This is a genomic window from Phycisphaeraceae bacterium (genome assembly GCA_019636555.1).
Lineage (GTDB): Bacteria > Planctomycetota > Phycisphaerae > Phycisphaerales > UBA1924 > JAFEBO01.
Window position 1 is genome coordinate 1899622 of the sequence record JAHBXH010000001.1, and the last position, 21356, is coordinate 1920977.

The 21356-nt window shown below is 62.7% G+C and carries 13 protein-coding genes and 1 tRNA gene; 2 read left to right on the forward strand and 12 right to left on the reverse strand.

Features of this window, described 5'->3' with window-relative positions:
• Window positions 1-14: 14 nt before the first annotated feature.
• From KF691_07940 to fliM, 8 genes are all read right to left on the reverse strand, one after another.
• The gene (locus KF691_07940; GenBank protein ID MBX3389372.1) at window positions 15-3749 is read right to left on the reverse strand and encodes a tetratricopeptide repeat protein; all 3735 of its coding nucleotides are present in this window, start codon (window positions 3747-3749) and stop codon (window positions 15-17) included.
• Between the two features lie 34 nt (window positions 3750-3783).
• Window positions 3784-4575 carry a hypothetical protein gene (locus KF691_07945; GenBank protein MBX3389373.1) on the reverse strand — a complete coding sequence of 264 codons (792 nt, stop codon included), beginning with the start codon at window positions 4573-4575 and terminating at the stop codon, window positions 3784-3786.
• A complete protein-coding gene (gene rbfA, locus KF691_07950; GenBank protein ID MBX3389374.1) occupies window positions 4572-5012 on the reverse strand; it encodes a 30S ribosome-binding factor RbfA in 441 nt (146 codons plus the stop codon). Before rbfA ends, KF691_07945 begins: the two co-directional genes overlap by 4 nt.
• Complete coding sequence (locus KF691_07955) at window positions 5009-5518, reverse strand: DUF503 domain-containing protein (GenBank protein ID MBX3389375.1); 510 nt, start codon at window positions 5516-5518, stop codon at window positions 5009-5011. Before KF691_07955 ends, rbfA begins: the two co-directional genes overlap by 4 nt.
• Window positions 5519-5592: 74 nt before the next feature.
• The gene (gene infB / locus KF691_07960; GenBank protein MBX3389376.1) at window positions 5593-8490 is read right to left on the reverse strand and encodes a translation initiation factor IF-2; all 2898 of its coding nucleotides are present in this window, start codon (window positions 8488-8490) and stop codon (window positions 5593-5595) included.
• Between the two features lie 90 nt (window positions 8491-8580).
• The gene (nusA, locus tag KF691_07965; protein MBX3389377.1) at window positions 8581-9921 is read right to left on the reverse strand and encodes a transcription termination/antitermination protein NusA; all 1341 of its coding nucleotides are present in this window, start codon (window positions 9919-9921) and stop codon (window positions 8581-8583) included.
• Between the two features lie 576 nt (window positions 9922-10497).
• Window positions 10498-11085, reverse strand: coding sequence for a hypothetical protein (locus KF691_07970; protein MBX3389378.1), 588 nt, complete (start codon window positions 11083-11085; stop codon window positions 10498-10500).
• A 321-nt stretch (window positions 11086-11406) separates the two neighbouring features.
• Entirely contained in the window at window positions 11407-12423 is a 1017-nt protein-coding gene (gene fliM, locus KF691_07975) for a flagellar motor switch protein FliM (GenBank protein MBX3389379.1), read from the reverse strand.
• A gap of 160 nt (window positions 12424-12583) precedes the next feature.
• On the opposite strand from fliM, the gene KF691_07980 reads away from it, so the two are divergent.
• Together KF691_07980 and KF691_07985 are read left to right on the forward strand one after the other, a co-directional pair.
• Complete coding sequence (locus KF691_07980) at window positions 12584-14467, forward strand: thioredoxin family protein (protein MBX3389380.1); 1884 nt, start codon at window positions 12584-12586, stop codon at window positions 14465-14467.
• A gap of 119 nt (window positions 14468-14586) precedes the next feature.
• Window positions 14587-14658: transfer RNA gene (locus KF691_07985), tRNA-Gly, on the forward strand.
• A gap of 64 nt (window positions 14659-14722) precedes the next feature.
• On the opposite strand, the gene KF691_07990 is transcribed toward KF691_07985, so the two are convergent.
• From KF691_07990 to KF691_08005, 4 genes are all read right to left on the reverse strand, one after another.
• A complete protein-coding gene (locus KF691_07990) occupies window positions 14723-17002 on the reverse strand; it encodes a hypothetical protein (protein MBX3389381.1) in 2280 nt (759 codons plus the stop codon).
• Between the two features lie 202 nt (window positions 17003-17204).
• Window positions 17205-18629 carry a hypothetical protein gene (locus KF691_07995; GenBank protein MBX3389382.1) on the reverse strand — a complete coding sequence of 475 codons (1425 nt, stop codon included), beginning with the start codon at window positions 18627-18629 and terminating at the stop codon, window positions 17205-17207.
• A 125-nt stretch (window positions 18630-18754) separates the two neighbouring features.
• Window positions 18755-19666, reverse strand: coding sequence for an FkbM family methyltransferase (locus KF691_08000; protein MBX3389383.1), 912 nt, complete (start codon window positions 19664-19666; stop codon window positions 18755-18757).
• 72 nt (window positions 19667-19738) lie between these two features.
• Window positions 19739-21346, reverse strand: a complete 1608-nt coding sequence (locus tag KF691_08005; protein MBX3389384.1) for a Ppx/GppA family phosphatase — start codon at window positions 21344-21346, stop codon at window positions 19739-19741.
• Window positions 21347-21356 lie beyond the last annotated feature (10 nt).

Below are 21356 nucleotides of genomic sequence, written 5' to 3' on the forward strand. Positions count from 1 at the left end.
GCGGGTGCTCACAGCTATCGGTTGGAAGGTGCCTCGGAGTGTGATGCGGCCGGTGTTGCGTGAGCGGCGATCTCGGGCTGCTTTCCATCGGCGAGCGCCTTGAGTTTCTGTTCGGTCTGTGTCAAGACACTCCGCAGCTCCTGCAACTCGACTTTGAAGGAGTCGTCGTCTTCGCCGAGATTGCGCTGCACACGCGCCGCCAGAATCTGATCGATCGCTCTCCGAGCGGAGACGCGCGCCAGTTCCCAGCGATCCTTGGCTTTTTGAGTCTCTCCCGCCGCCCAGAGCGCATCGCCCAAATGATCGGTGATGACGGCGTTGTCATTGCCATCGCGGGCTTCGAGTGCGCGGGTCAGCAGCGAGACAGCGCCCGGCTCGATCACGTTTCCGCTCTGGTCTTTCGTGTCGCTCAGACGGCCCTGCTTGAAACGCAGCCACCCCAGCGAATCCAGCACGCTCGCCGTATCGGGTCGTTCCGCGTAGGCGATGGTCAACAGCCGCTCCGCCTCCGCGAGATCGCCCCCGTGCTCGAGCATGTAGTACGCGAGGTTGTTGCACGACATCGCGTGGCGCGGATCACGGCCGAGTACGACTCGATAGATCTCCATTGCGAACGGAGAGCGATCCCGCAAGGTCGCCCACGAGGCGACGTTGTGCAGCGCGAGCGTCACGCGCTCGGCTTGTCCGGCGGGAAGCTCCTGATCGCCGTCGGCCGCCATTTCCGACACGATGACCGCCCTTGCCGGGTCTTCGAGCATCGGGATGAGCGCACGAACATCGTTGATATCGCCGTACTTCGCCGTCAGGTAGTACGCGAGATAGCGATAGAGCTCCGTCGTCGGTTCCGGAACGAACACGATCGCTTCGCGCAAGAACCTCGGCGCCGCGCCCGGTGACGAAGACTTGGAGATCCTGTCGGCGGTCCGGGCGAGGAGAATGGTCGAACCGTCCGGGTACGCACGCACGGTGTCGCGCGCCGCTGCGACCAGGGCCCCGGTGTCGGTAGGGGTGTAGGTCGCAAGGAGTGCGAGCCGCGACTCGTGCAGGGGTCGGGGTAGGTCTACGCCGAGCTGCACCGAGCGGTCGATCAGCTCGAGCACCGACCTCGCTGACTCTGCCGATTCGGAAGTGACCGCCGCACCCGCCTGCTGATTGAGAAGCGAGATGAGCCTCAGGCGCTGAGCTGTGTTCAGGATCGCGCCCGGAGGCAGTCCATCGATGATCGCCGACGTGACGCCACGCGAATCGTCGGCGCTCGCGAAGATTTCCGCCAATTCGAGCGAATCGTCCGCGGAGCGGGGCGCGTGATCAAGCCGGGCGAGCGCGAGTTGCTTCGCGCGGGCCGGGTCTTTCAGTGTTGCTCGGACGAGCTGCTCGCGCTGTCGCGCGACCGAATCGATCGGATACCGGGCGAGCAATTGATCGAGCAGCTTCTCGGCTTCCGGCGCCTTTCCCTGCAATTCGAGAATTCGTGCTTTCGCCGCGATCAGCGGCACGCTGCCCGGATACTGCTTCAGCTTCACAGTCAGCCATGCGTCGGCACGCTCAAGAACAGCGGACTTGATGTCCGCGTCCCCCGTCGTCTGCCGTTCCCAGGCGTTGACGAGTTGCTCGATCAGCGCCGGATCCGGCTCGCCTTCCTCCGCGATGGAAATCAGCGAAGATTCGGCCTGCGACCAGAGCTGACGCTGCGCGAGTTCCCCTGCGACGAGCCAGCGGATCGCGCGGCTTGACGGGATGACGTCGCGGAGCTTTCTCGAGATGTTTCCGAGTTTGGCCTCGTCCTTCAGGGGGCCATTCGGCAAGTACAGGCCGATCAGCGACTGATACGCGCGCTCATCAAATCGATCCCGGGCGATCGCGGCTTCGAGAATGCTTTCCGCATCCTTCGCTCGCCCAGCACGGGCGAGAATTTCCGCGGCGGCGACCCTTTCGCCCGTGTCATCGGACAGCGTGGCCACGTCGAGCGCCTTGGCGGTTTCGATGACAAACCCATCTTCGCCCGCATCGAGGAGGGAGCCGCAGCGAACGGCAAAGGGCAGGTCGCTGCCCGATTTGAGCTGATCGACCAGGGCCGATGCGCTTGCAAAGTCTCCCGCATCGAGCGCACAGTGCAGCTTCACTCCGAGCAACACCGCTCGATCGGCCGGAGACTCAGCTTTGGATAGGTCGATCTCGCTCGCGGTGGCGTGCGCCCGCTCGGCAAAGCCAAGACGCGACTCGAGCCACGCGGCCAGCGCACGCTGCCCCGGGGACTTCGCCCCGCGTTCGATCGCCGAGAACGATGCTTCGAGCGCCCGCCCATTGCGGATGAGCGCGTCGGCGAGTCGCACGGCCGACTGCGGGGAATCACCCGCCATGCTCAGTGCTTCTTTGCCCGCGGCGGAACCGTTTCGGGATGTGAGCTCGATGAGGTCCGCCGCGACTTCGGCGTCCAATGGATGCTCGGCGAGATACGCGCGAAGAATCTGAGAGCCTCTCGCGTCCGCCGCGGCGTGCGCCCGAACGAGGCGCGATTCGAGCGTCGGGGAAAGCGGTTTCTGAAGATCTTCGGGCATCGTCGCGAGCGCCCGCGCCAACGCCGGCCCCGCGTTTGTGTTCTCGGCGAGGTATCGAATAAGCAGCAGCTGCCGGTCTTCGATCCAGCCGTTCTGATTCAAAACGAGTTCGATGAGAAGCTGCGCCGCTTTGGAAGGTTCGCCCACGAGGGCGGACGCGTAAATGAATCGCACCAGCGTCGCCCCGGGATCGACCGCCGGGTACTCGATCGCCTGGGAGTAGCTCTCGATCGCGGTTTCGGAACGACCCAGCTGCATGGCGATATCGCCTGCTTGCTCGAGCAATTCGCCGCGACGGCGATAGACCTCTCCCAATTCGGATCGGTAGTTCGTGTTTTCGGTGAATGTCTCGGGGAGCGCGACGGCCGATCGCAGTGCCTCCGCCGCGGCGGTCGAATACCCCAATTTCGCGAGAGTCTCGCCCAGATCCGCCATCACCAGAAACGGGAGCGCCGCATCCGAATCGAGGTCCGGCGCCTGGCTCGCTCGCGCCAGGTAGGCCGCCGCACGGTTGAGATCGGACTTCTGTGCCGAGTCCTTGCCCAGCATCCACCACACGCGGGCCTCGTCGAGTCCGCGGCGGGCCGCCTGCGTGTACGAAGAGATCGCGAGCGTCCTCCGCCCGAGGCGGTACTGCGCTTCGGCGAGTTCCCTCCAGACCGCGGCTTCCGCGGGGTCTTTTCCGGCGGCGTCGGTCAGAAGAGACTGCGCCTGATTTGCGTCTCCGGCCAGAAGCGCCGAGCGCCCGGCGATGTACAGTCGCACCGCTTCGGCCTTTGCCTCCTCATCGGCGACGGGGTCGGAAGCTTTAGGCAGCGAGACCTTTGACGCTAACTCCGGAACCACTTCGTCGAGTGGCCGCCGCAGATTCGGGTTCGCCGCGACTTCGTCCGGCGTCAGCGCCGTCACCCGCGATGCGTCGATTCCCGGCGGAGTAGGGAGTGCTCGGCCATGTGCGACTTCCGGCTTTGTCGCTCGGATGACGCGCCGCATTTCCTGCACCGAACGCGGCAGCCCCTCGTCGGCGGGATCGATCGGTCCAAGCTCGATGGACTCCTGAACCATCGGCGAGGCTGTTTTGGTGGAGCATGACAGGCCCGATGCAGCCACGACAACCGCCGCGACCAGCACGGGACGGGATGCAGCCCGCAGAATCGAGTCGGTGAAGCGTTCGGATGAGCGTGAGCGCATGGAGAATGTTCGCGACGGGGTGTGAGTTTGTTCTTCAGCCTCTTGCAGACGATTTTGAAGACCGCTTCGACGCTTTCTTGCCCTTTGGCTGCTTTTTCGCGGGAGGCGAGCTTCCCTGATCCGCCAGAACCGGTGGCGGCAATTCCGGAGGAGAGAAATCCGGAAGGTCCGCGCGGCGCTCGCGGCGCGGAGCGGCGCCCTCATCATCCGACCATGCCTGCAGCACGATCGCGACCGAGCTTGCTTCACCCGCGCGAATCTGCCGCTCGAGCCACGACGCGGCGCTGTCCGCGTCGGTCACGTCGTCTCCGAGTACCGCTTCCGCCGCAAGCAGATCGGCGATGCGCTGATCAACGGGGATGGCGTGGCCGCCGAGCCCCAGGAGCAGCACGCGGGCCGAGACGTACGCGGGGGTCCCATCGATCGAATCAAGATACGAGCGAGCCTCGCGCTTCGACAGTTCGGTCAGACTCTGGAGCGACAGAGAATGTTCGCGCCGGAAGATGTCGTGCAGGCTCGAGCGAAGGCGCAGCGCGCGTTCGTACCCGCGCGGATACCGCTCTCCGAATGCCGCGGCGATTTCGTCCGCGAAAGCAATGCGCAGCTCGTTGTAGTCGACAAATGTCTCGCGGATGCGTTTGAGCGCTCCGCGTGCCTGACCGGTCGAAGCATCCCAGAGCAAAAACGAATAGATGAACAGGTGGAGCAGAGGGTCCACGCCCTCGTCCACACCGGCGGTGAGCGGCTCTGGCTGCTGCTCGCCATATCGGTTCGACAGCTTCTTGAGCAGGGCCTGGAGAAGCTTTGCAGGATCCTGCGAACTCATGGTGTGCGTCCTTCGGCCGGAGGGGAGATCGACGGGTCGCCGGAATCCTGAGCCGGCGATCCCCCCGGGTCGGCTCCGCTCAAGCCGCGGCTTTCGCGGTCGTTCTGAACTTTCAGCAGAGCCTCGATGACCGCCGCCTGCTTCTTTGTGCTGGTGTCAACATCGAAATGGAACCGCGGGAGCCGCCTCGACTCGATTTTCTTGCCGGCCTCGCGCCGGATGTGGGTGGTCGCGCTGCGGATTCCGTGCAGGGTCAGGTCCTGCTTTTCGGCGGGCAAGACGGAAACAAGAAACGTCGCATCGGCGAAGTCTTCGGCGACTCGCACCCCCGTAACCGTGATCATCCCGGAGATGCGGGGATCCTGGATTCCCCGATCGATGACGGCCTGCACGGCTTCGCGCAGAACCGACGCGAATTGTTCCTGCCGTCTGCTCACGCTGCATCTCCGCCGCGCCGTGCTCTGTCTTCGCGATCCGCCTGCTCGATCTGCTCGATCAGATCCGCTTCGAGAGCCCGCTCGTGAATGATCGCGTCGGTTTCTGCGTCCGTCCCGTCACCGGACTTCGGATCGCCGATGCGCATCGGAGCCTCCTGAGTTGCCGGAGAGGCCGTCGGGCCCGGTCGGGCGTCCGGGGTCGCATCGTCCTGTTCCTCCGGCGCGACCGCGCCGAGCCAGCCGGCGCTGGCATGCAGTATCTGCCGGTCAATCTCGCCCAGCTCGCCGTCGCGAAGTTCCCGCAGCTTCGTCGTGACCGTGTCCAGGATTTCACCCGCCCGGCGGCCTTCTCGCGTCACGACCGCGAGCGCCATGGTCGCGACGTTCAGCAAGTCGGGGTCGCCGACCTCCGCGATCGAGCACAAGTGCTCGCGGTGCAGCCGATCCTTCAGCGACTGAATCACGCGACGCTTGTCCTTGAGCGACTCGGCTCCGTGGATCAGCACCTGGAATTGGAGAACTCCGAGGACCATCAGAATTTCGTCAGCGGCGCGTCGTCATCGGGCCCCGGTTCGCCCGACTACAGCGTCCGCTTGACCTCCACCTGCTTGTAGCACTCGAGGACGTCGCCTTCCTTGATGTCGTCGTAGCCGACGATCTTCATGCCGCACTCCATGCCGGCACGCACTTCCTTCGCATCGTCCTTGACGCGCTTGAGCTGCTCGAGCTTGCGGTCGTTCTCGACGACGACTCCGTTGCGTGTGACGCGGATAAGCGCGTCGCGCTGGACGGTACCGTCGGTGACGTAGCAGCCGGCGATCGCGCCCACCTTGGTGATCTTGAAGACCTTGCGGACTTCCGCATGGCCCAGGATTTCCTGGCGGAGCTCGGGAGCGAGCATGCCTTCCGCGGCCTTTTTGAGATCGTCCACGATGTCGTAGATGACCTGATAGGTACGGATTTCGACGCCCTTCTGCTCGGCGAGGCTTCTCGCCTTGCCCGACGGAATGACGTTGAACCCGATGATGACGGCCTGTGACGCCTGCGCCAGGAGCACGTTGCTCTCGGTGATGCCGCCGATCGCCGCCTCGAGCACGCGCACCTTGATCTCGGCCGTGCTGACCTTCTCTGCCTGGCTCTTGAGCACGTCGAGCGTGCCCTGCTCCGCCGCCTTGATCACGACGCGGATTTCCTTGATCTCGGCGTCCGCCATCTGCGCGAACATCGAGTCGAGCGTGAGCTTGGGCTGAGCCAACTCTGTCTCGCGTTCGCGGTGACGACGCTGCTCCGCCGCTTCCTGCGCCTTCTTCAGCGAATCGACGACGTAGAACTTGTCGCCCGCGGTCGGTACTTCGTCAATTCCCGAGATCTGCACCGGCGTGGGGGGCGTCGCCTCCTTGAGTTTCTTGCCCCGATCGTCGGTGATGTCGCGGATGCGACCGAACGCGCGCCCGGCGACAATGTAATCGCCGACCTTGAGCTTGCCCTGCTGAACCAGAATGTTTGCGACCGCGCCGCGGCCCTCTTCGGTGCGGGCTTCGATCACCGTGCCGCGCGCCGGTCCGTCGAAATCCGCCTTCAGTTCCAGAAGCTGCGCCTGGTAATCGAGCGTTTCAAGTAGTTCGGGGATTCCCTGCCCGGTCGTCGCCGAAGTCTTGATGACTTCGATATTGCCGCCCCATTCCACCGGATTGAGATCGTTCTCGGCGAGGCGACCCAGCACCTTCTGAACCTGCGCATCGGTCGCGTCCGGGCGATCGATCTTGTTGAGCGCCACGACGATCGGCACCTTTGCCGCCTTCGCGTGGTTGATGCTCTCGATCGTCTGGGGCATCACTCCTTCGGGCGCCGACACGACCAGCACCACCACGTCAGTCATGTTCGCGCCGCGCGAACGCATGCTCGTGAACGCCTCGTGGCCCGGCGTGTCGAGGAAGACGATTTCTTTCTTCTCGCCCGCGACCTCGAGCGGCACGCGGAACGCGCTCGTGCGCTGCGTGATGCCGCCGGCTTCGCCCGCCGCCACGTTTGCGTTGCGGATCTTGTCCAGCAGGCTGGTCTTTCCATGGTCGACGTGCCCGAGAATCGTGACGACCGGGCCCCGGGGTCGTAGATCGACCGCTTTGCGGTCCTCGAACTCGGCGCTCACGGCCTCTTCGGCCGTCTTTGCTTCGGTCACTTCGAGATCGATGTCAAACTCGATCATGATCTCCTGCGCCTTGACCGGATCGATGCCCGAGTTGATCGTGGCCATGACCCCTTCGAGGAACAGTTTCTTGACGATCTCGGCGCCCTTCACGCCCGTCGCCTCGGAAAGATCCTTGATCGTGAACGGCGCAGCGATGCGAACCTTGCCTTCCTGCTGCTGATCCGTGTCCGCCTGATGCTCGGTCCGCTTGAGATCCTGACGGCGCTTCTTCAGAAAGCCGCCCGACCGCGCGAGCCGCGCCTCGCGCTCGATCAGATCCTGTTCCGAAAAGACACCGCTTGATCCGCCCACCCATTCCTGCCCGGAACTCGCGCGCCGTCGCTGCGGCACACCCGTTCCGCTCGAGCGCTTCGCGCCCGCGGCCGAACCGCCTCCGCTGCCGCCCGACTTGCGTCGCGGGCTTCGACCACCATCGTCTTCCGCGCCCTCGGCTCCGCGCGGGGGCCGAACGCCCGTTCCCGTCCCGGTTCCGCCCCCGGCGCCCGGTGTGAAGCGACGCGGTCGAGGCGCGTCCATAACTTCCGCGGCCTCGATCCGCACGACCTTTGGACCCGACAGCTTGACCGGAGTCTTGACTTCGAGCTTCGGGCCCGCCGGCGCGACGTTTGTCGGGCGCGTGGGAACATTCACCGGAGCAGGCTGCACTCGCGTCGGTCCGAGTACGCGCGGCGGCGTCGGCGCATGCGAGTTCGCGGCAGGTTGCGAGCCGGGTGGAGTTGTCGCGCTCCCGCCGTCGGTCCGCGGAGTTTCCACCGGCTTTTGCTTCGCAGTTGCGGGTGCCGGTGCTTTCGCGGCTGGGGCCGCAGGTATTGCCGCAGGGGCGTGGACTTCCGGTTTTGGAGCCTCGGGAGATGCCGGAGCGGCGGCAATCGAAGCGGGCTTTGCTGCGGGACGGATTTTCGCGACGGGCTCTGGCTGAGGAGTCGATGGGCCTGCAGATGTCGATGGTGTCGAAGCGGGAGGCGCTGCAATCGCGGTGCCGCCACCGGACTCATCCGTTTCGGTGTCGGCCTTCTTGCGCTTCTTCGGCGTGGCCTTCTTGGCGGTCGAAATATCGATCTTCTCGGCCGTCTCGATCGCGGTTGACGAGGCGGCGGCGTGGTCGCTGAACCATTCCTTGATGGTGGCTTCCAGGCCCGCGCTCACTGCGGACTGGTAGTTCTTGATCATCGACTCGTCGATTCCCTCAGCGTGGCACTTGGCCACGATGACCTTGGAATCGACGCCGATTTCCTTCGCAATCTCAAATACGCGCTTCTGCTTGGCCAAACGATTCTCCGCGATTCGCAATCCGTCTGAAAACCGAAAACGACTCCGACGATTCTCCGGCTCGCGCCGGAAGGCGACCGATCACGCTCTTCACGAACCCTGCCCCAGAATGTCCGCGGCACGAGCCTCGCCCGACGAATCGGTCGATGCGCCCAGGATGGCGTCCGCCGCGGCATCGCCGGGTTGGCCGCCTTCGGCGAGCAATCTCGCGGCGGTTGCCGCTTCCTCGCGCGCCTTGCGTTCTTTTTCTTCCTTGTCCTTCTGCTGTTGCTCGGCGACTTCCTTGGCCTTGGTCGAGCAGGTGGAGACCACCTCGTTGGCCTTGGACTCGTCTATCTCGAGTTCGGACATCAGCACCTCGACACCAACTTCCTCGATGTCGAACACGCTGACCATGCCGAGCGCCGCGAGCTTGTCGGCCATCTGCTCGGTGATGCTCTCGACGCTCTGCACCGTCTGATACATGGTCTCGACGCCCTTGGTGAACTCTTCCGGAGTGAGGATGTCGATATCCCAGCCGGTAAGGCGAGCGGCGAGCCGCACATTCTGACCCCGCTTGCCGATGGCGAGAGACAACTGATCGTCGCGCACGACGACGGTTGCGCGTCCGAGCTCGAAGCACAGGCTGATTTCCTGGACTTCGGCCGGCTTGAGCGAGTTCTGAATGAGCACCTGGCTCGATTCGTTCCAGCGAACGATGTCGATCTTCTCGCCGTTGAGTTCGTCGACGATGTTTTTGATGCGTGAACCCTTGACGCCGACGCACGCGCCGACGGCGTCCACCTTGTTGTCGATGCTGCTGACGGCGAGTTTGGTGCGGTAGCCCGCTTCGCGCGCCATGGCCTTGATTTCGATGATGCGCTCGGCGACTTCGGGCACTTCGACCTCGAAGAGGCGCTTGATGAAATCGGGGTGGCTGCGGCTCAGCACGATCTTGATCTGGTTTCCGACGTCGCGCACGTCGAGAATGAGGCAGCGAACACGGTCGCCCGCGTTGAACTGCTCGCCCGGAATCTGCTCGCTCCGAGGCATGAACGCTTCGGCGCGATCGATGGTCACGACCAATGCGCCGCCTTCATATCGCTGCGCCGTGCCGACGGCGATCTCGCCCACGCGCTTCGAAAATTCTTCAAAGATGCTGGTCCGTTCATCGTCCCGGAACTTCTGGATCATCACCTGCTTGAAAGTCTGCGCCGCGATCCGTCCGAACGCGGCGGGGGTCATCTCGAGCGGCGCGCCGTGACGGGTCATCGTTAATTGGCCGCTGAGAGGGTCGAGCGTGCAGGTGAACTCTTCGGCGTCGAGCGTGTTGAAGTGCTTCTTGGCGGCGGAGACCATCGCGAGTTCGAGATCGCGCACGAGAACCGCGCGATCGATGTTGCGGTCGCGGGCGATCGAGTCGAGAATGCGAAGCATTTCCTGTGTGTTCATTTTGCGATCTCCTGAGCTGTCTGGTTGTCAGAATGTCGGGTTGTCGAATTCCGAATCTCGGACCAAAAACACATCGGGCCACCGGCGGCAATCGACCGCCCGCGGCCCGGGGACGAAGCGCGACGCAGCGAGGCGGCGTCAACTCATGCGGAAATCTCCCGCACGAGCCGACCGGCGACCGGTCCGTCCGTTCCTGAGAGAGCGCGAAGCTCTCGCGAGGTTGGGACGATCACCGAGCATGGTTGCCAGCCGTCTGCATGGTGCTGAATCCCCGGGCCTGCCGCGCCACCGTAACGCCGGCGACGAAGCAGGACCGAACAAAGGCCGCGTCAGTATAGGAGAGGCCCGGAGGGGGTTCCATTTTCGAATGGATTGCGGTCTCCGCCTTCGGTATCGCAGACGCTGAATTCCACGGGCGATTTCCACTTCGGACGAGCTTTGGCATCGCGAAACCGGACTCTATGTTGCCTGCTTCTTAAGCAGGGGCCCGTGGCGCACCTGTTTGCCCAATGAATTTGAGCAATGAAAAAACCGGCCTTGTGGGCCGGTCTTGAAGGGAATTCCGCAAGAGAACGATCAGCGCCGACGGCGAGCCGCGACGAGACCGCCCAGTCCGAGGAGCGCGAAAGCGCCCGGGGCCGGGATGGTCACCTTATCCGATTCACCGTTTACGAAACCTTTGAATCTGACCAAGAAAGCTTCCGAAGCATTCGGAATCGACAGGAAGCTGGCGTCGGTCAGAGACCCCGCGTCGCTCGCCGTGATCTTGAACACGAACGTTCCGGTCGCGCCGACGGCGATTCCCGCGTTCGGGCTTCCGCCACCGAGCCAGTCGCCACCGAGTGCCGCGCCACCTTTGTAGTTTCCATATGGCGATGCGCTCTCGTTGAACAGATTCAGGAACGGATGCGTAAACGTAATCAGCGTCGAGAACGCGCCCGCATCCGCGCTCATGATGTTGAATACAAAGCCGGTGATAAAGCCGCCGTTGAGCGCCGGGCTGGTGTTCTTCAGCACGATGGTCAACTCACTGGTTCCCGCCGAATATGACAGCGAACCCGTGTATGAACCCCACGATCCTGCGCCGGCGATGAACGCGCCCTGCGCCGAGATCGCCGCGCCCGCGAGCGCACACACGCCCGCCAAAAACTTGATATTCGTCATTGCCTCTCTCCTTTGAGACCCGAAAGGGGTCGCCCCAAATCTCCACTCCTCCGACGTTTGCTGCGGAATAGCACCCGCCGGAAGACAAGCAGAGATTACTCAGCGATTCCGAGATGGCCATAAAATACTGAGATTTTCCTTGCAAACAACTCAATTTGTATTTTGCAAGGAAGCGATCGATGAAGTGTTCACCCTAGCTGCGAAGTATTTGATGAAGCGATTACCCTAGTTGCGGAGAGATCGGCTGAGGCGTTCACCCTAGTTGCTGGCCGCCAGTAAGTGGGTGAAGGCGCTCTCCCTTTCGATGCAGCCCGGGGTCATTCAAACGCGATCGGTGGTTGTGATCGCGCGATCGATTCTCAAGGCCTTGTTTCCTCGGCACCGTCCGACCCGCGCCAAGAACTTCTTCTCTTCTTCAACACACACGACCACCGGTTGATCAGCGCGCTTCTCCGTGACGAGGAGGTCGCCCGGCGCCATCAGCAGGAGATCGCGCAGACTGATAGTGGTTTCGGCGAGCAGGCCTGTTACTTCGAGTGTTGCGCGCCCGAGCGAAGTCGCAACGGTCTGCTCCATTTCCGCCGAACGCTGATTCTTGGATGACGTGAACCAGCTTTGCGTGCTGAGCTCTTCCATCACGGGTTCGATGACGTTGTACGGAATGCAGAGATTCATCGTTCCGGCGCGGTTGCTCATCTTCAATTCAAAGCCGATGACGACGACAACCTCGTTGGGTGGAACGATCTGAACGAGCTGCGGATTGCTTTCGGTGGCCGCGATGCTGAAGGTCATCTTCTTGACCGAGCTCCAGGCTTCGGAGAGTGTCGTGAGGCCGCGGGTGGTCACGTTACTGATGAGGCGGGTCTCGATCAGCGTGAGCGGGCGCTGCGGAATGAACAGATCCTGGCTCGTGCCGCCGAGCAGCCGATCGATGATCGGATAGATAATGAGCGGGCTGATCTCGAGACAGATCTGCCCCTCCAGTGCGTCCGCTTTGATGAGATTGAAGCTGGTGGGGTTGGGGAGGCCGGCGATGAACTCCGAGTAGGTCATCTGCTCGCAGGTCGCGACCTTTACTTCAACGATCGTTCGCAGAAACCCCGAGAGCGACGCGCCGAAGTTTCGCGCGAAGCTCTCGTGCAACGTCTGGAGCGACCGCATCTGGTCCTTGCTGACGCGCTCGGGGCGCTTAAAGTCGTACGCCTTGACTTCGAGGCCTTCGGTCGAATCCCGGTGACGACTGAAGATCGTGACGGATTTCAGCTCCTGCTCGACATCGCCGGTATCAACCGCGGCGAGCAACGCATCCACCTCGCTCTGGTTGAGAACATCGGCCATCGTGGCTCCGTAGGCTCGGGAGAATGGAATCGGGGACAGGAACGGGACACGAACAGACGCATCCAATCATCGACCGGCATTGCGTACAGCCTTGAACGATGACGGACCGATCAGGTCGGGAGACGCGGGCCGTGAAGCCCGCCGGAAGGAATCGGCGCAGATGAGCAGACTTGGCCTTTTGATTCTGACATTGGGGTTGGTGATTCCGGGCCATTCCGCCATGGCACAGTTTGGGTCGTCCACCAAGGTGGACGTCTCGGCGATCGCGCAGCGGACCGAAGCAGCCCCCGGCGAACAGTTTGCGATTGCGGTCGTACTCGATCACGCCAAGGGCTGGCATACTCAGACCAACGATCCGAAAGTGCCGGACGAACTGAAAGACCTCGATCCGGTCCCGACGCAGATTCAGGTTGAGGCGCCTAGGGGGCTCAAAGTCGGTCCGATCCAGTGGCCGAATTCCGAAACGTTGACGGTGCTGTGGATCGGAAAGCCGCTCTCGCTGGAATTCTTCGCCGGCAAAGCGATCGCGTTCGTGCCGGTGCAGCTCGCCTCGGGCGTTCCGATGGGGAATCTCACGATCCCGCTGAAGATCTCCATCCAGGCGTGCGACGAATCGCAGTGCCTGATGCCCGAGGATGTCACGCGCGACGTCACGATCACGGTGAAACCGCTTACGGACGTTGCGAGCCGGGACGTCGTCAACCCGCAAGTGTTCGACGCGTTTGATCCGAGCGTGTTCTCGCGGATGAACGCGGGGGCGGTCGCCTCTGTTCAGCCGGCAACGAGCGGATTCGATTTTGTCGGGTACAAGTTTTCTCTCCGGCGCGATCAGACATTGCTGATTCTGCTGATCGCACTCGCCGCGGGGTTCTTGCTCAATCTGACCCCGTGCGTGCTTCCCGTGATCCCGATCAAGATTCTGTCGCTGCAACAGCAGGCGGGAAATCCGGGGAAGCTCGCGCTCTTCGGGTCGGTGTACTGCGTGGGAATAGTCGCAACGTTTCTGGTGCTCGGGCTGCTGATTTTCGGCATCGTCACGGGCGGCCAGAAGCAGGACTGGGGACAGGTGTTCACCAGCCGCTGGTTCACCATTGTCATGGCGGCAATCGTCGGCCTGATGGGCCTGGGGATGATCGGTCTCTTCACGGTGCGGCTGCCGCAATCGGTGTACATGCTCAACCCGAGTCACGACACCGTGCTCGGGAATTTTCTTCTCGGCGTATTGACTGCGGTGCTGTCGACTCCGTGCACGGGCCCGCTGCTCGGTGCAACGATCGCCTGGGCCGCGACACAGCCGGCTTGGATGGGGCTCGTGACCTTTGTCGTGATGGGTATCGGGATGGCGCTGCCCTACGCCCTGCTCATCGCTTTCCCACGGCTTATCGATATCCTGCCCAAAGCGGGGCCGGGTGGAGAGTTGCTCAAGCAAGTGCTCGGAATCCTGATGCTCGCGGTCGCGGCGTTTCTTCTCTCGAATCTCACGAGCGAAAAGTGGCCGTGGTTTGTCGTGGGCGGCGTCGCCGCGGTCGGAGGCCTTTGGGCCATCATCGGTGGGTGGCGGATGCTTCGAACGATCGGCGCGAAAACGGCCGTGACCGTGTGCGCGCTCGTCTGGATCGGCGCGACCGTCTGGACGACGCGAGCGCTGGCTTCCGAGGGCCCCATTACCTGGACCCGCTTCGTCAATGTGCCCGAAACCGACATTCGAAAGCAAATCGCGCGGGCGCTCGATAGCGGAAAAACGGTGGTCGTGGACTTCACGGCGAAGTGGTGCACGAACTGCCACGTCATCGAGCGCAACGTCTTGCTGAGCGAGGTCGGAGTGGGGCTGCTCAGTTCAGCGGACGTCGTTCCGATGAAAATCGACCTGACCAGCGCCGACGAAGCGCAAGGATGGGGGCTGGTGCGGGAGATTTCCGGCGGAGGCGGTATTCCCCTGGTCGCGATCTTCCGGCCGGGTATGGAACGTCCGATTTTCTTCAACAGTTTCTTCAAGCCCTCGGACCTTGAATCCGCGGTGCGGGGCCCTGTTCCGCCGGTGTAGCCGCTCGGCCCAAACGCCGGGCCGACGTCTGGAGGTTGACCTTTCCCGCTGCTCCGGCTAACTTTCTACCCGCTTCCGGCCGATTCGGCATGTTCGGAAGGGCGATAATTGAAGACGACGCGGGCGTAGCTCAGTGGTAGAGCGTCTCGTTGCCAACGAGAAGGTCGAGGGTTCAAGCCCCTTCGCCCGCTTTGGAAAGAAAAACGCCGCCGGTCTCCCGGCGGCGTTTTCTATTTCGAGAGTTCGAACCCGGACTCAGGGGCAGAGGAACGCGTCGTAGGCGGTGGCGAAAATCACGAAGTCGGAGTCGTCCACGAGCCCGTCGTTGTTGAGGTCCGCGGGACAGCCAACAGGCATCGACGGATCATTGCAGTCGAGCAGGTCGTAGGCCGCGGCAAAGAGCACGAAGTCTGCGTCGTCCACGAAGGTGTCGTTGTTGAGATCACCCGGGCACGCGACCGGCGCCTGCGTGACGGTGAGGAAGTTCACGTTGGTGGAGTTGCCGTCCGAGTTCGAAACGCGGACGTTGTGACCGCCGAGCGATGCGTCGGCGGCGATGACGAACGAAAGCCCTGTGACTTGTGTTCCCAGGGAGTTCGGAATCGGCGTGCCGGTCACGGTCACGCCCGTGCCGGTGGTCACCTGAACCATGGAGGAACTCGTCACGTTCTTCAGGTTGGTGCCGATCATCGTGAAGGGCAGAATCGTGCCCTGGTCGCCCGAAACCGCGTTGCCGGTAAACGTCGTGGTCGCGCCGTAAACGGACACATAGATCGTGTCGGTGCCGGTCTTGTTCTGATTGTCGCGGACGCGCAGCGTGACCGGATAGGTCCCGTTCGAGACGTAGGTGAACGTGGGCTTCGGAACGGATGCCGCGGGCGCGACACCAACCTCGAAGACGCCGTCGCCATCGAGGTCCCACTCATAGCGGTTGAGCAGCACCGCCGTCCGAGTCTCGGTCGCCTGCGAGTTGATGTCTCCGATGAAGTAGCAAGTCGTGTTGGCGGCGATCCGCTTGTTGATGCCGGCGTTGGCATAGGGGTCGGCGTAGATGTTCGTGCCGGCCTGAATCTCGAGGTCGTACAGCTGAACAATCGTGTTCGGATTCGAGCCGCCCGTCAGGTTGGCGGCGTTGTTGTCCCAGACTCGCAGCGCGTACGAGCCGGCGGGAAGATTTGTGAACGTGAACGATTCCGCCGCGCCGAGGGAAGTCGCATTGACGAGTCCGATCGAGACCGTGCCATCGTCGTTGGTCAGCTCGTAGGCGAGATCGCCGAGGCTGCTGGTGGCATACCCCGTCGTCGTGCCGGTGCAGCTGTTCGACTGCTGACCGGTGGTGTAGGTGCCTCCGGTGGGCGTCGTGATGATCTTGATGTTCTGCGTGCCGCTCAACGTAAACTTGAAGTAGTCGGCGCCGGTCGCATTCGATCCGTTGTTCCAGTAGCCGTTGAGCGAGAGATCGCGGGCAGCGATCGAGCGTGCGGCGAGATCGCCGAAGTTGACCGCCGTGCCGAGCGACTGATTTCCGCTGTAGCGATCGCCGTAGCTGCGGCCGAGAGCGCGGCGATCGTCGACGCGGACCGCGTCCGTCGAAGTCTGAATAAACGGCTCCATGAGCTTCGTGCTGTTGCACGGAACCTGGTGGATGAAGCCCAAGCCGTGGCCGTGTTCGTGCGTGCAGGTATTGCGAAAGTACCTGTAGTTGTTGGTTGTGCTGTTAAAGCTGCCGGCGTCATTGAAATAAGCCGTGTTGATGACCATGTCGCCGCCGGTCAGGGAGCCCGCGAGCCCGCCGGATGCGGGGAAACAGTTGTACGCGAGCACGCCGCTCTGACCGTTGAGTGAGATTCCGCCGATACGAATATCGCCTCTCGCGTTGTTGTGGGTCGAGCTGTTGTCCATCGCGGTGTTGTTGTCGGCGACTTCGGTGTACGTGATGCCGCCGTACTTGCGCCAAGAGCCCAGACACGCGCGGAGGTATTCACGACCGCGATCGAGATCCGTGAACTGGCTTGTGAGCGAAGCCCCGAGCGCGTTTGCGCCCGTAGCGAAGCCCGAGTTTGCGAGGCCCCAGGTCACTCCATCGTTCGGGAAACTGACCGTCAGGATGGCCAGGGAGGCCGCATTCGCCGGATAGAGCGAATTTGCGGAGCCGGTCGGCCCCCACTTGAAGGTGTCCACATTAAAGCGATCGCCGAACGGATCGTCGGGGTCCATCGGCGTCTGCGTAATGGGCAGGAACTGGAACTGATCCAGAAGATTCTGCCACTGCTCGGCGGTCAGATTCGACGCGTAGCAGTTCTGAGTGCCGTGCATCGCGCGCACGATACCCGCGCGCATAAGCGTGGCGCTCATGGTGGTCGGCGCTTTCGCGTTGATCGCGAGTTCGAGCTGGAACGGCAGAACGCTCTTTGACTCAAAGTCCGAAGCGGGGAATGCACCGAGCTGCGCGAGCGTCGAAGCCGCGCCGCCGCAAAGCGCGACCAGTGTGCCGACAGTGACCAAGTTCGAACGATTGTTCTTCCGAATCTGCATGAAGACTCTCCCTCGAGCGCACGGCGTGAGAAACGCGGCTCGGCGTCAAAAAAAACACCTCTCGCGTGACCGCTCGTGCGGGCACAAGAAGAGAATACGACAAAATCGGGATGAACGCGAATCGAAGAGGTCTGTTGCAAACAGTAATTCTAATTTCGGCGCGTTTGCTTATCGGACGACTTGCCTCAATTAAGGGGCAAAGTTACGGACAAGTCAGACGGTCGTACGCCTCGGCAAAAATCACGAAGTCAAAATCGTCGGTGAGAGCGTCTCCGGTAAAGTCCGACGTCCGATCGGTCAGGGCGTCGTATCCAGCCGCGAACAAAACAAAGTCGCTGTCGTCGACAACGTTGTCTTTGTTCAGGTCGGCGCGGCAGAGTCCGCCGAGCATTGCATAGACCGCGGCGAGGCCGTCGTTGCCGGTGGGGATGATGAACGAAGCCGGAAGCACGAAGCCGTACTGGCCCGTGTCGCGAAGCTCCATCGTGTACGCGGTGGCTCCGGTGCTGCCGAAAAACCAATCTGGCGCCGTGCCGGAGGCGAGGTACAAAATATCGGGTCCACCGAATTGATACGACGCCCCGGTTGCCGTCGAAACCGCGGAAATCATCGCGTTGCCGATGCGGTTCAGGCTCGCGACGCCGGCGGGCGTGGTGTACTGGTAGGACCAGGGACGGAGCACCAGTTGCGAGTAGCTGTGGAAGTCGATGTGCGCGACGAGCTTGGGAATGGAAAGGGCGTAGTTGCTGAGGGCGGCGGATTCGGGCTCGGAGAACGGAGCGGTTCCGCGATAAGTCTCGCTGGAAGTAGAGCCGCTCGATCCGGAGCTCAGGCCCCAACCGACGCTCCAATTGCGGTTGAGGTCGACTCCGCGGACTGTGCCGCTGATGACGCGAGCGTTCTTGCGCCAGAGACGCTGTGTTGTCCAGGTAATGTTGTAGCCGTCGGGATTCGTGATGGGGACAAAGACGATCTCGTAGGTGTCGAGGATGTTCTTGGATCGTGAATCGGAGTTGTATGTTGCGAGCAGCTGGGTCGCGACGTAGAGGTCGGTGGTGACAGTGATCCACTCGCGCGCGTGCTGAAGGCTGTTGAAGAGGACAACCGGCTTGCGGGGGGATCCGCCGGGCGCGGGGACCGGGCTGGTGACACGGATACCGAAGATTTCGCGGTTCTGGATCGAATTCCCGATCGAAATGCGCTGGACGAAGGCGGGGTACGTCGAGACGAGCGAGTTCACGTAATTGCTGACGCCGGTGTAATCCTGATAGGCATCGAAGAAGCCGCGATCGGCAAACGGATTGTGCATCTCCGTTTGCTCGGCATCGATGAGCGCCTGCACGTCGTCGATGATCACTTTGTAGGGAACGCCGGCCTGATTGAGCGCCGGAAGGTCGGCGGCTCTCACTCGGTAGTCGGCTTCGCCATTTGGCCCGCCGGGGCCGCACGTCCATCGATCGCCAGAAATCTGTTCCAGCAAATAGACGTCGGCGATGTTTCTTGGAGTAATGCGAACGACTTTCTGGCCGTCGAAGCGTTCCGGCACGCCGACAGAATGGGTTTCGCCCGCAAGAGCCCCGAAAGAAAACATGCCGGCGAGCGACATCAACGCACAGATTTTCCGCATTTCTCGGGCACTCCGTGGCAAGCGACCGCATGAGGCACGGAAACAAACTCGCCAGGAGCATGTTACTGCCCGATGCGAAGCTTGCACGGTAAATTGCGGCGAAAAGCGAAAAGTCCGAAAACGGGTTACTTCCTCGAAATCGGTGCGCGTTCGAGCGGTTGGGGCTCGGGCCGCAGCAGGTCTTCGTCGTACGCGGCGAGAATGTTGTTGTTGTTCAAGCGGTCGAAATCGGGAACCGAGAGCCGACGGTAGATCGACTTGCCGTCTTCTTTGACGTAGCCGTACGCCGGGCATTGGAGAATCTCGAGTTGTTCGAGCGTGCCCTTTGCCTTGTCTTTTCCGTGGAGCGCGATCGCCATGCGCGGTCTGTGCGAGCGGATCGTTTCGCGGCCCCCGATGAGAATCTTGACCTCGGCGCCCTCGGTATCGATTTTCATCATGGCCGGAGGGCGTACACCGGCGCGCTTTACGAACGCATCGAGTGTTTCGAGTTCGACGGTCTCGGTTTTCGGAGGCAGTCCAAAGTGGGCTCTGCCGCTTGAAGCTTGACCACCGGAGATGCTGTTGAGCACCGCCGAGCCGGAGTTCATGTCGTCGATCTGGAGTTCTTCGGTGCCGGCGGCATCGGAGAGCGCAAGAGGCGAGATCTCGGTGGACTTCTGCATGTTGCCCAGGCGCACGTTCTCCTCGAGGAGCTCCCGGTTTTCGAGCATGGGCTCGAAGGCGTAGATGTAGCTCGCGCCGAACCAGTGGCTCATCAGGCGGGTGTAGAGTCCGATGTTTGCGCCGATGTCGTAGACAACATCCCCCGGACGGATGAGCCGGGCAAACAGCGAAACCATGAACGCATCGTGAACGAGCGGGTGCTCCCAGAGTAAGTATCGGTGCCGGCGGAGCCGGATGGCGACCGGCCCGATGTCGCGCATTTTCGTGATGTGGCGTTTGTCGGGGATCGCCTTGACGCAGGCGCGTGCCATCGAGTTGAGCGCCGGGCTCTTTCTGATTCCTCTCACGACCGATTGCAGCACCTGTCGCATCGACACTCCTGAATGAATTCCGAGTGGGCGGAATATCGACATTCCCGCGTATCTTTCTCAGTCGATTTCTCGTCAGCCCGCGACGACGGAGATTTTTCGGCGGATCGAGGCACAGAGCAGGTCGGATTTCTTGCTCGCGGCACGGATGTCCGGGCCATCGGCCCTTGCTCCTTCGGCGATGATCTGAAGCGATGCGGGGGTGACTCGAACCCGCACGCCGGTCGTGATCTGCCGGTGCGAGCGATCAAGGCCGTCGGCGATCCTCAGAATGCCCGCGAGCACGCGCACGACCTGGCGCTCGCGCGCGGGCAGCGACCAGAACGGCGCGTGCTTTTCCGCGGGGAGCGACTTGCGGTGGTACCTCGCGATGTTGGCGATCACGGCTCGATCCACGGGCGAAATCCGGCCCCAATTCGCCAGCTCGATGATCCGCCGCGAAACTTTGTGGTGCCGGTCGTAGTCGATCGGGACTCCGGTGTCGTGAAGGAGCCCAGCGCTCTCGAGCAGCTCTGTGGCATCCGGACGATCGTCGAGTGCTTCGCGGATGCGATCAACGTCCGCGAGATCGTGCAGTAGCGACACAGCGAGGTGAGCAACCTGCTCGCTGTGGGCGACTTCGTAGTGCGCCTCGCGAGCAATCGCCCGTGCACGCTCGACCATGCCGCATGCCGTCGCGCGTGCAGACATTTCGCGCAGCATGCCGTCGCGCACCCCGCCGGGGTGCGGCACGATCCGGTCCGCGCCGAGATGCTTCACAAGTGCACGCGCGACGATGACGCCCGCGGGGAGAATGTCGGCGCGATCCGGAGGGACACCGACTCTTCGCAGGAGACTTGCGCGCTGCGGAATGTCCATCCTCTCGATCGCACCGACGAGCTGCACGAGTTCCTCGGAGGCGTGGCCGGCGCGCACGAGCGAGCGTCTGCGCTGCGCGAGCATCGGCGCGAGCGCACGGTTGCCCGCGAAATCGCCGAGCAGCGCCCCGATCGCTGCGAAAGTGCCGCCGCACCCGATGACGGCGGTCGGGCTCTGAACCAGCGGCGGGAGCGCCTCCTCGATCATGCGGGCGACGTGTTTGCGCATCCGTTGCAGCGCGGATTGGGACTCCTTGCCGCCCGGAGTCTTGAACGCCGAAGTGAGCCGTACCGCGCCGAGCGGCATGGAAACCGCTTCAAACAGCACCCCTTTTCGGGCGAGACTGACTTGCACGCTGCCGCCGCCGATATCGACGATGGCAACTGTTTGGCGTTCGAGCTCAAACGCGGCGCGGCAACTGGCAAAGGCGAGTCGGGATTCCTCATCAGCGCCGATGATCTCAACGGGCAGGCCGACCTCATGCTCGAGGCGTTCCACGAAACCGGCACCGTCGGGAGACTCGCGGACCGCAGCGGTCGCGACCATTCGGATACTCCGCACTCCGTGACGGATCGCATCGAAGCAGAATTCCTTGACGGCCGCGATGGTCGCTTTCATCGCCGGTTTGGGGAGTCCCTTCCCGTTGGATAGGTTTGCTCCGAGGCGAGTTGGGCGGCGACGCTCGTCGAGGATCTTCAATTCGCCGCGTGCGTCGGCGCTGGCGAGCGCGAATCGCACCGCGTTGCTGCCGATATCGATCGCGGCGAACAGGGTCCGGGCGCCTTGGACCGGCTTGCGTGACTTGGGCATCTCGGCAAGAGCCATCGGTGAGCCT

Excerpts from the sequence above, each read along its gene's own strand:
- KF691_07940 (MBX3389372.1), bottom strand. The coding sequence starts at position 3,749 with ATGCGCTCACGCTCATCCGAACGCTTCACCGACTCGATTCTGCGGGCT.
- KF691_07945 (MBX3389373.1), bottom strand. The coding sequence starts at position 4,575 with ATGAGTTCGCAGGATCCTGCAAAGCTTCTCCAGGCCCTGCTCAAGAAG.
- nusA (MBX3389377.1), bottom strand. The coding sequence starts at position 9,921 with ATGAACACACAGGAAATGCTTCGCATTCTCGACTCGATCGCCCGCGAC.
- KF691_07970 (MBX3389378.1), bottom strand. The coding sequence starts at position 11,085 with ATGACGAATATCAAGTTTTTGGCGGGCGTGTGTGCGCTCGCGGGCGCG.
- fliM (MBX3389379.1), bottom strand. The coding sequence starts at position 12,423 with ATGGCCGATGTTCTCAACCAGAGCGAGGTGGATGCGTTGCTCGCCGCG.
- KF691_07980 (MBX3389380.1), top strand. The coding sequence starts at position 12,584 with ATGAGCAGACTTGGCCTTTTGATTCTGACATTGGGGTTGGTGATTCCG.
- KF691_07990 (MBX3389381.1), bottom strand. The coding sequence starts at position 17,002 with ATGCAGATTCGGAAGAACAATCGTTCGAACTTGGTCACTGTCGGCACA.
- KF691_07995 (MBX3389382.1), bottom strand. The coding sequence starts at position 18,629 with ATGCGGAAAATCTGTGCGTTGATGTCGCTCGCCGGCATGTTTTCTTTC.
- KF691_08000 (MBX3389383.1), bottom strand. The coding sequence starts at position 19,666 with ATGCGACAGGTGCTGCAATCGGTCGTGAGAGGAATCAGAAAGAGCCCG.
- KF691_08005 (MBX3389384.1), bottom strand. The coding sequence starts at position 21,346 with ATGGCTCTTGCCGAGATGCCCAAGTCACGCAAGCCGGTCCAAGGCGCC.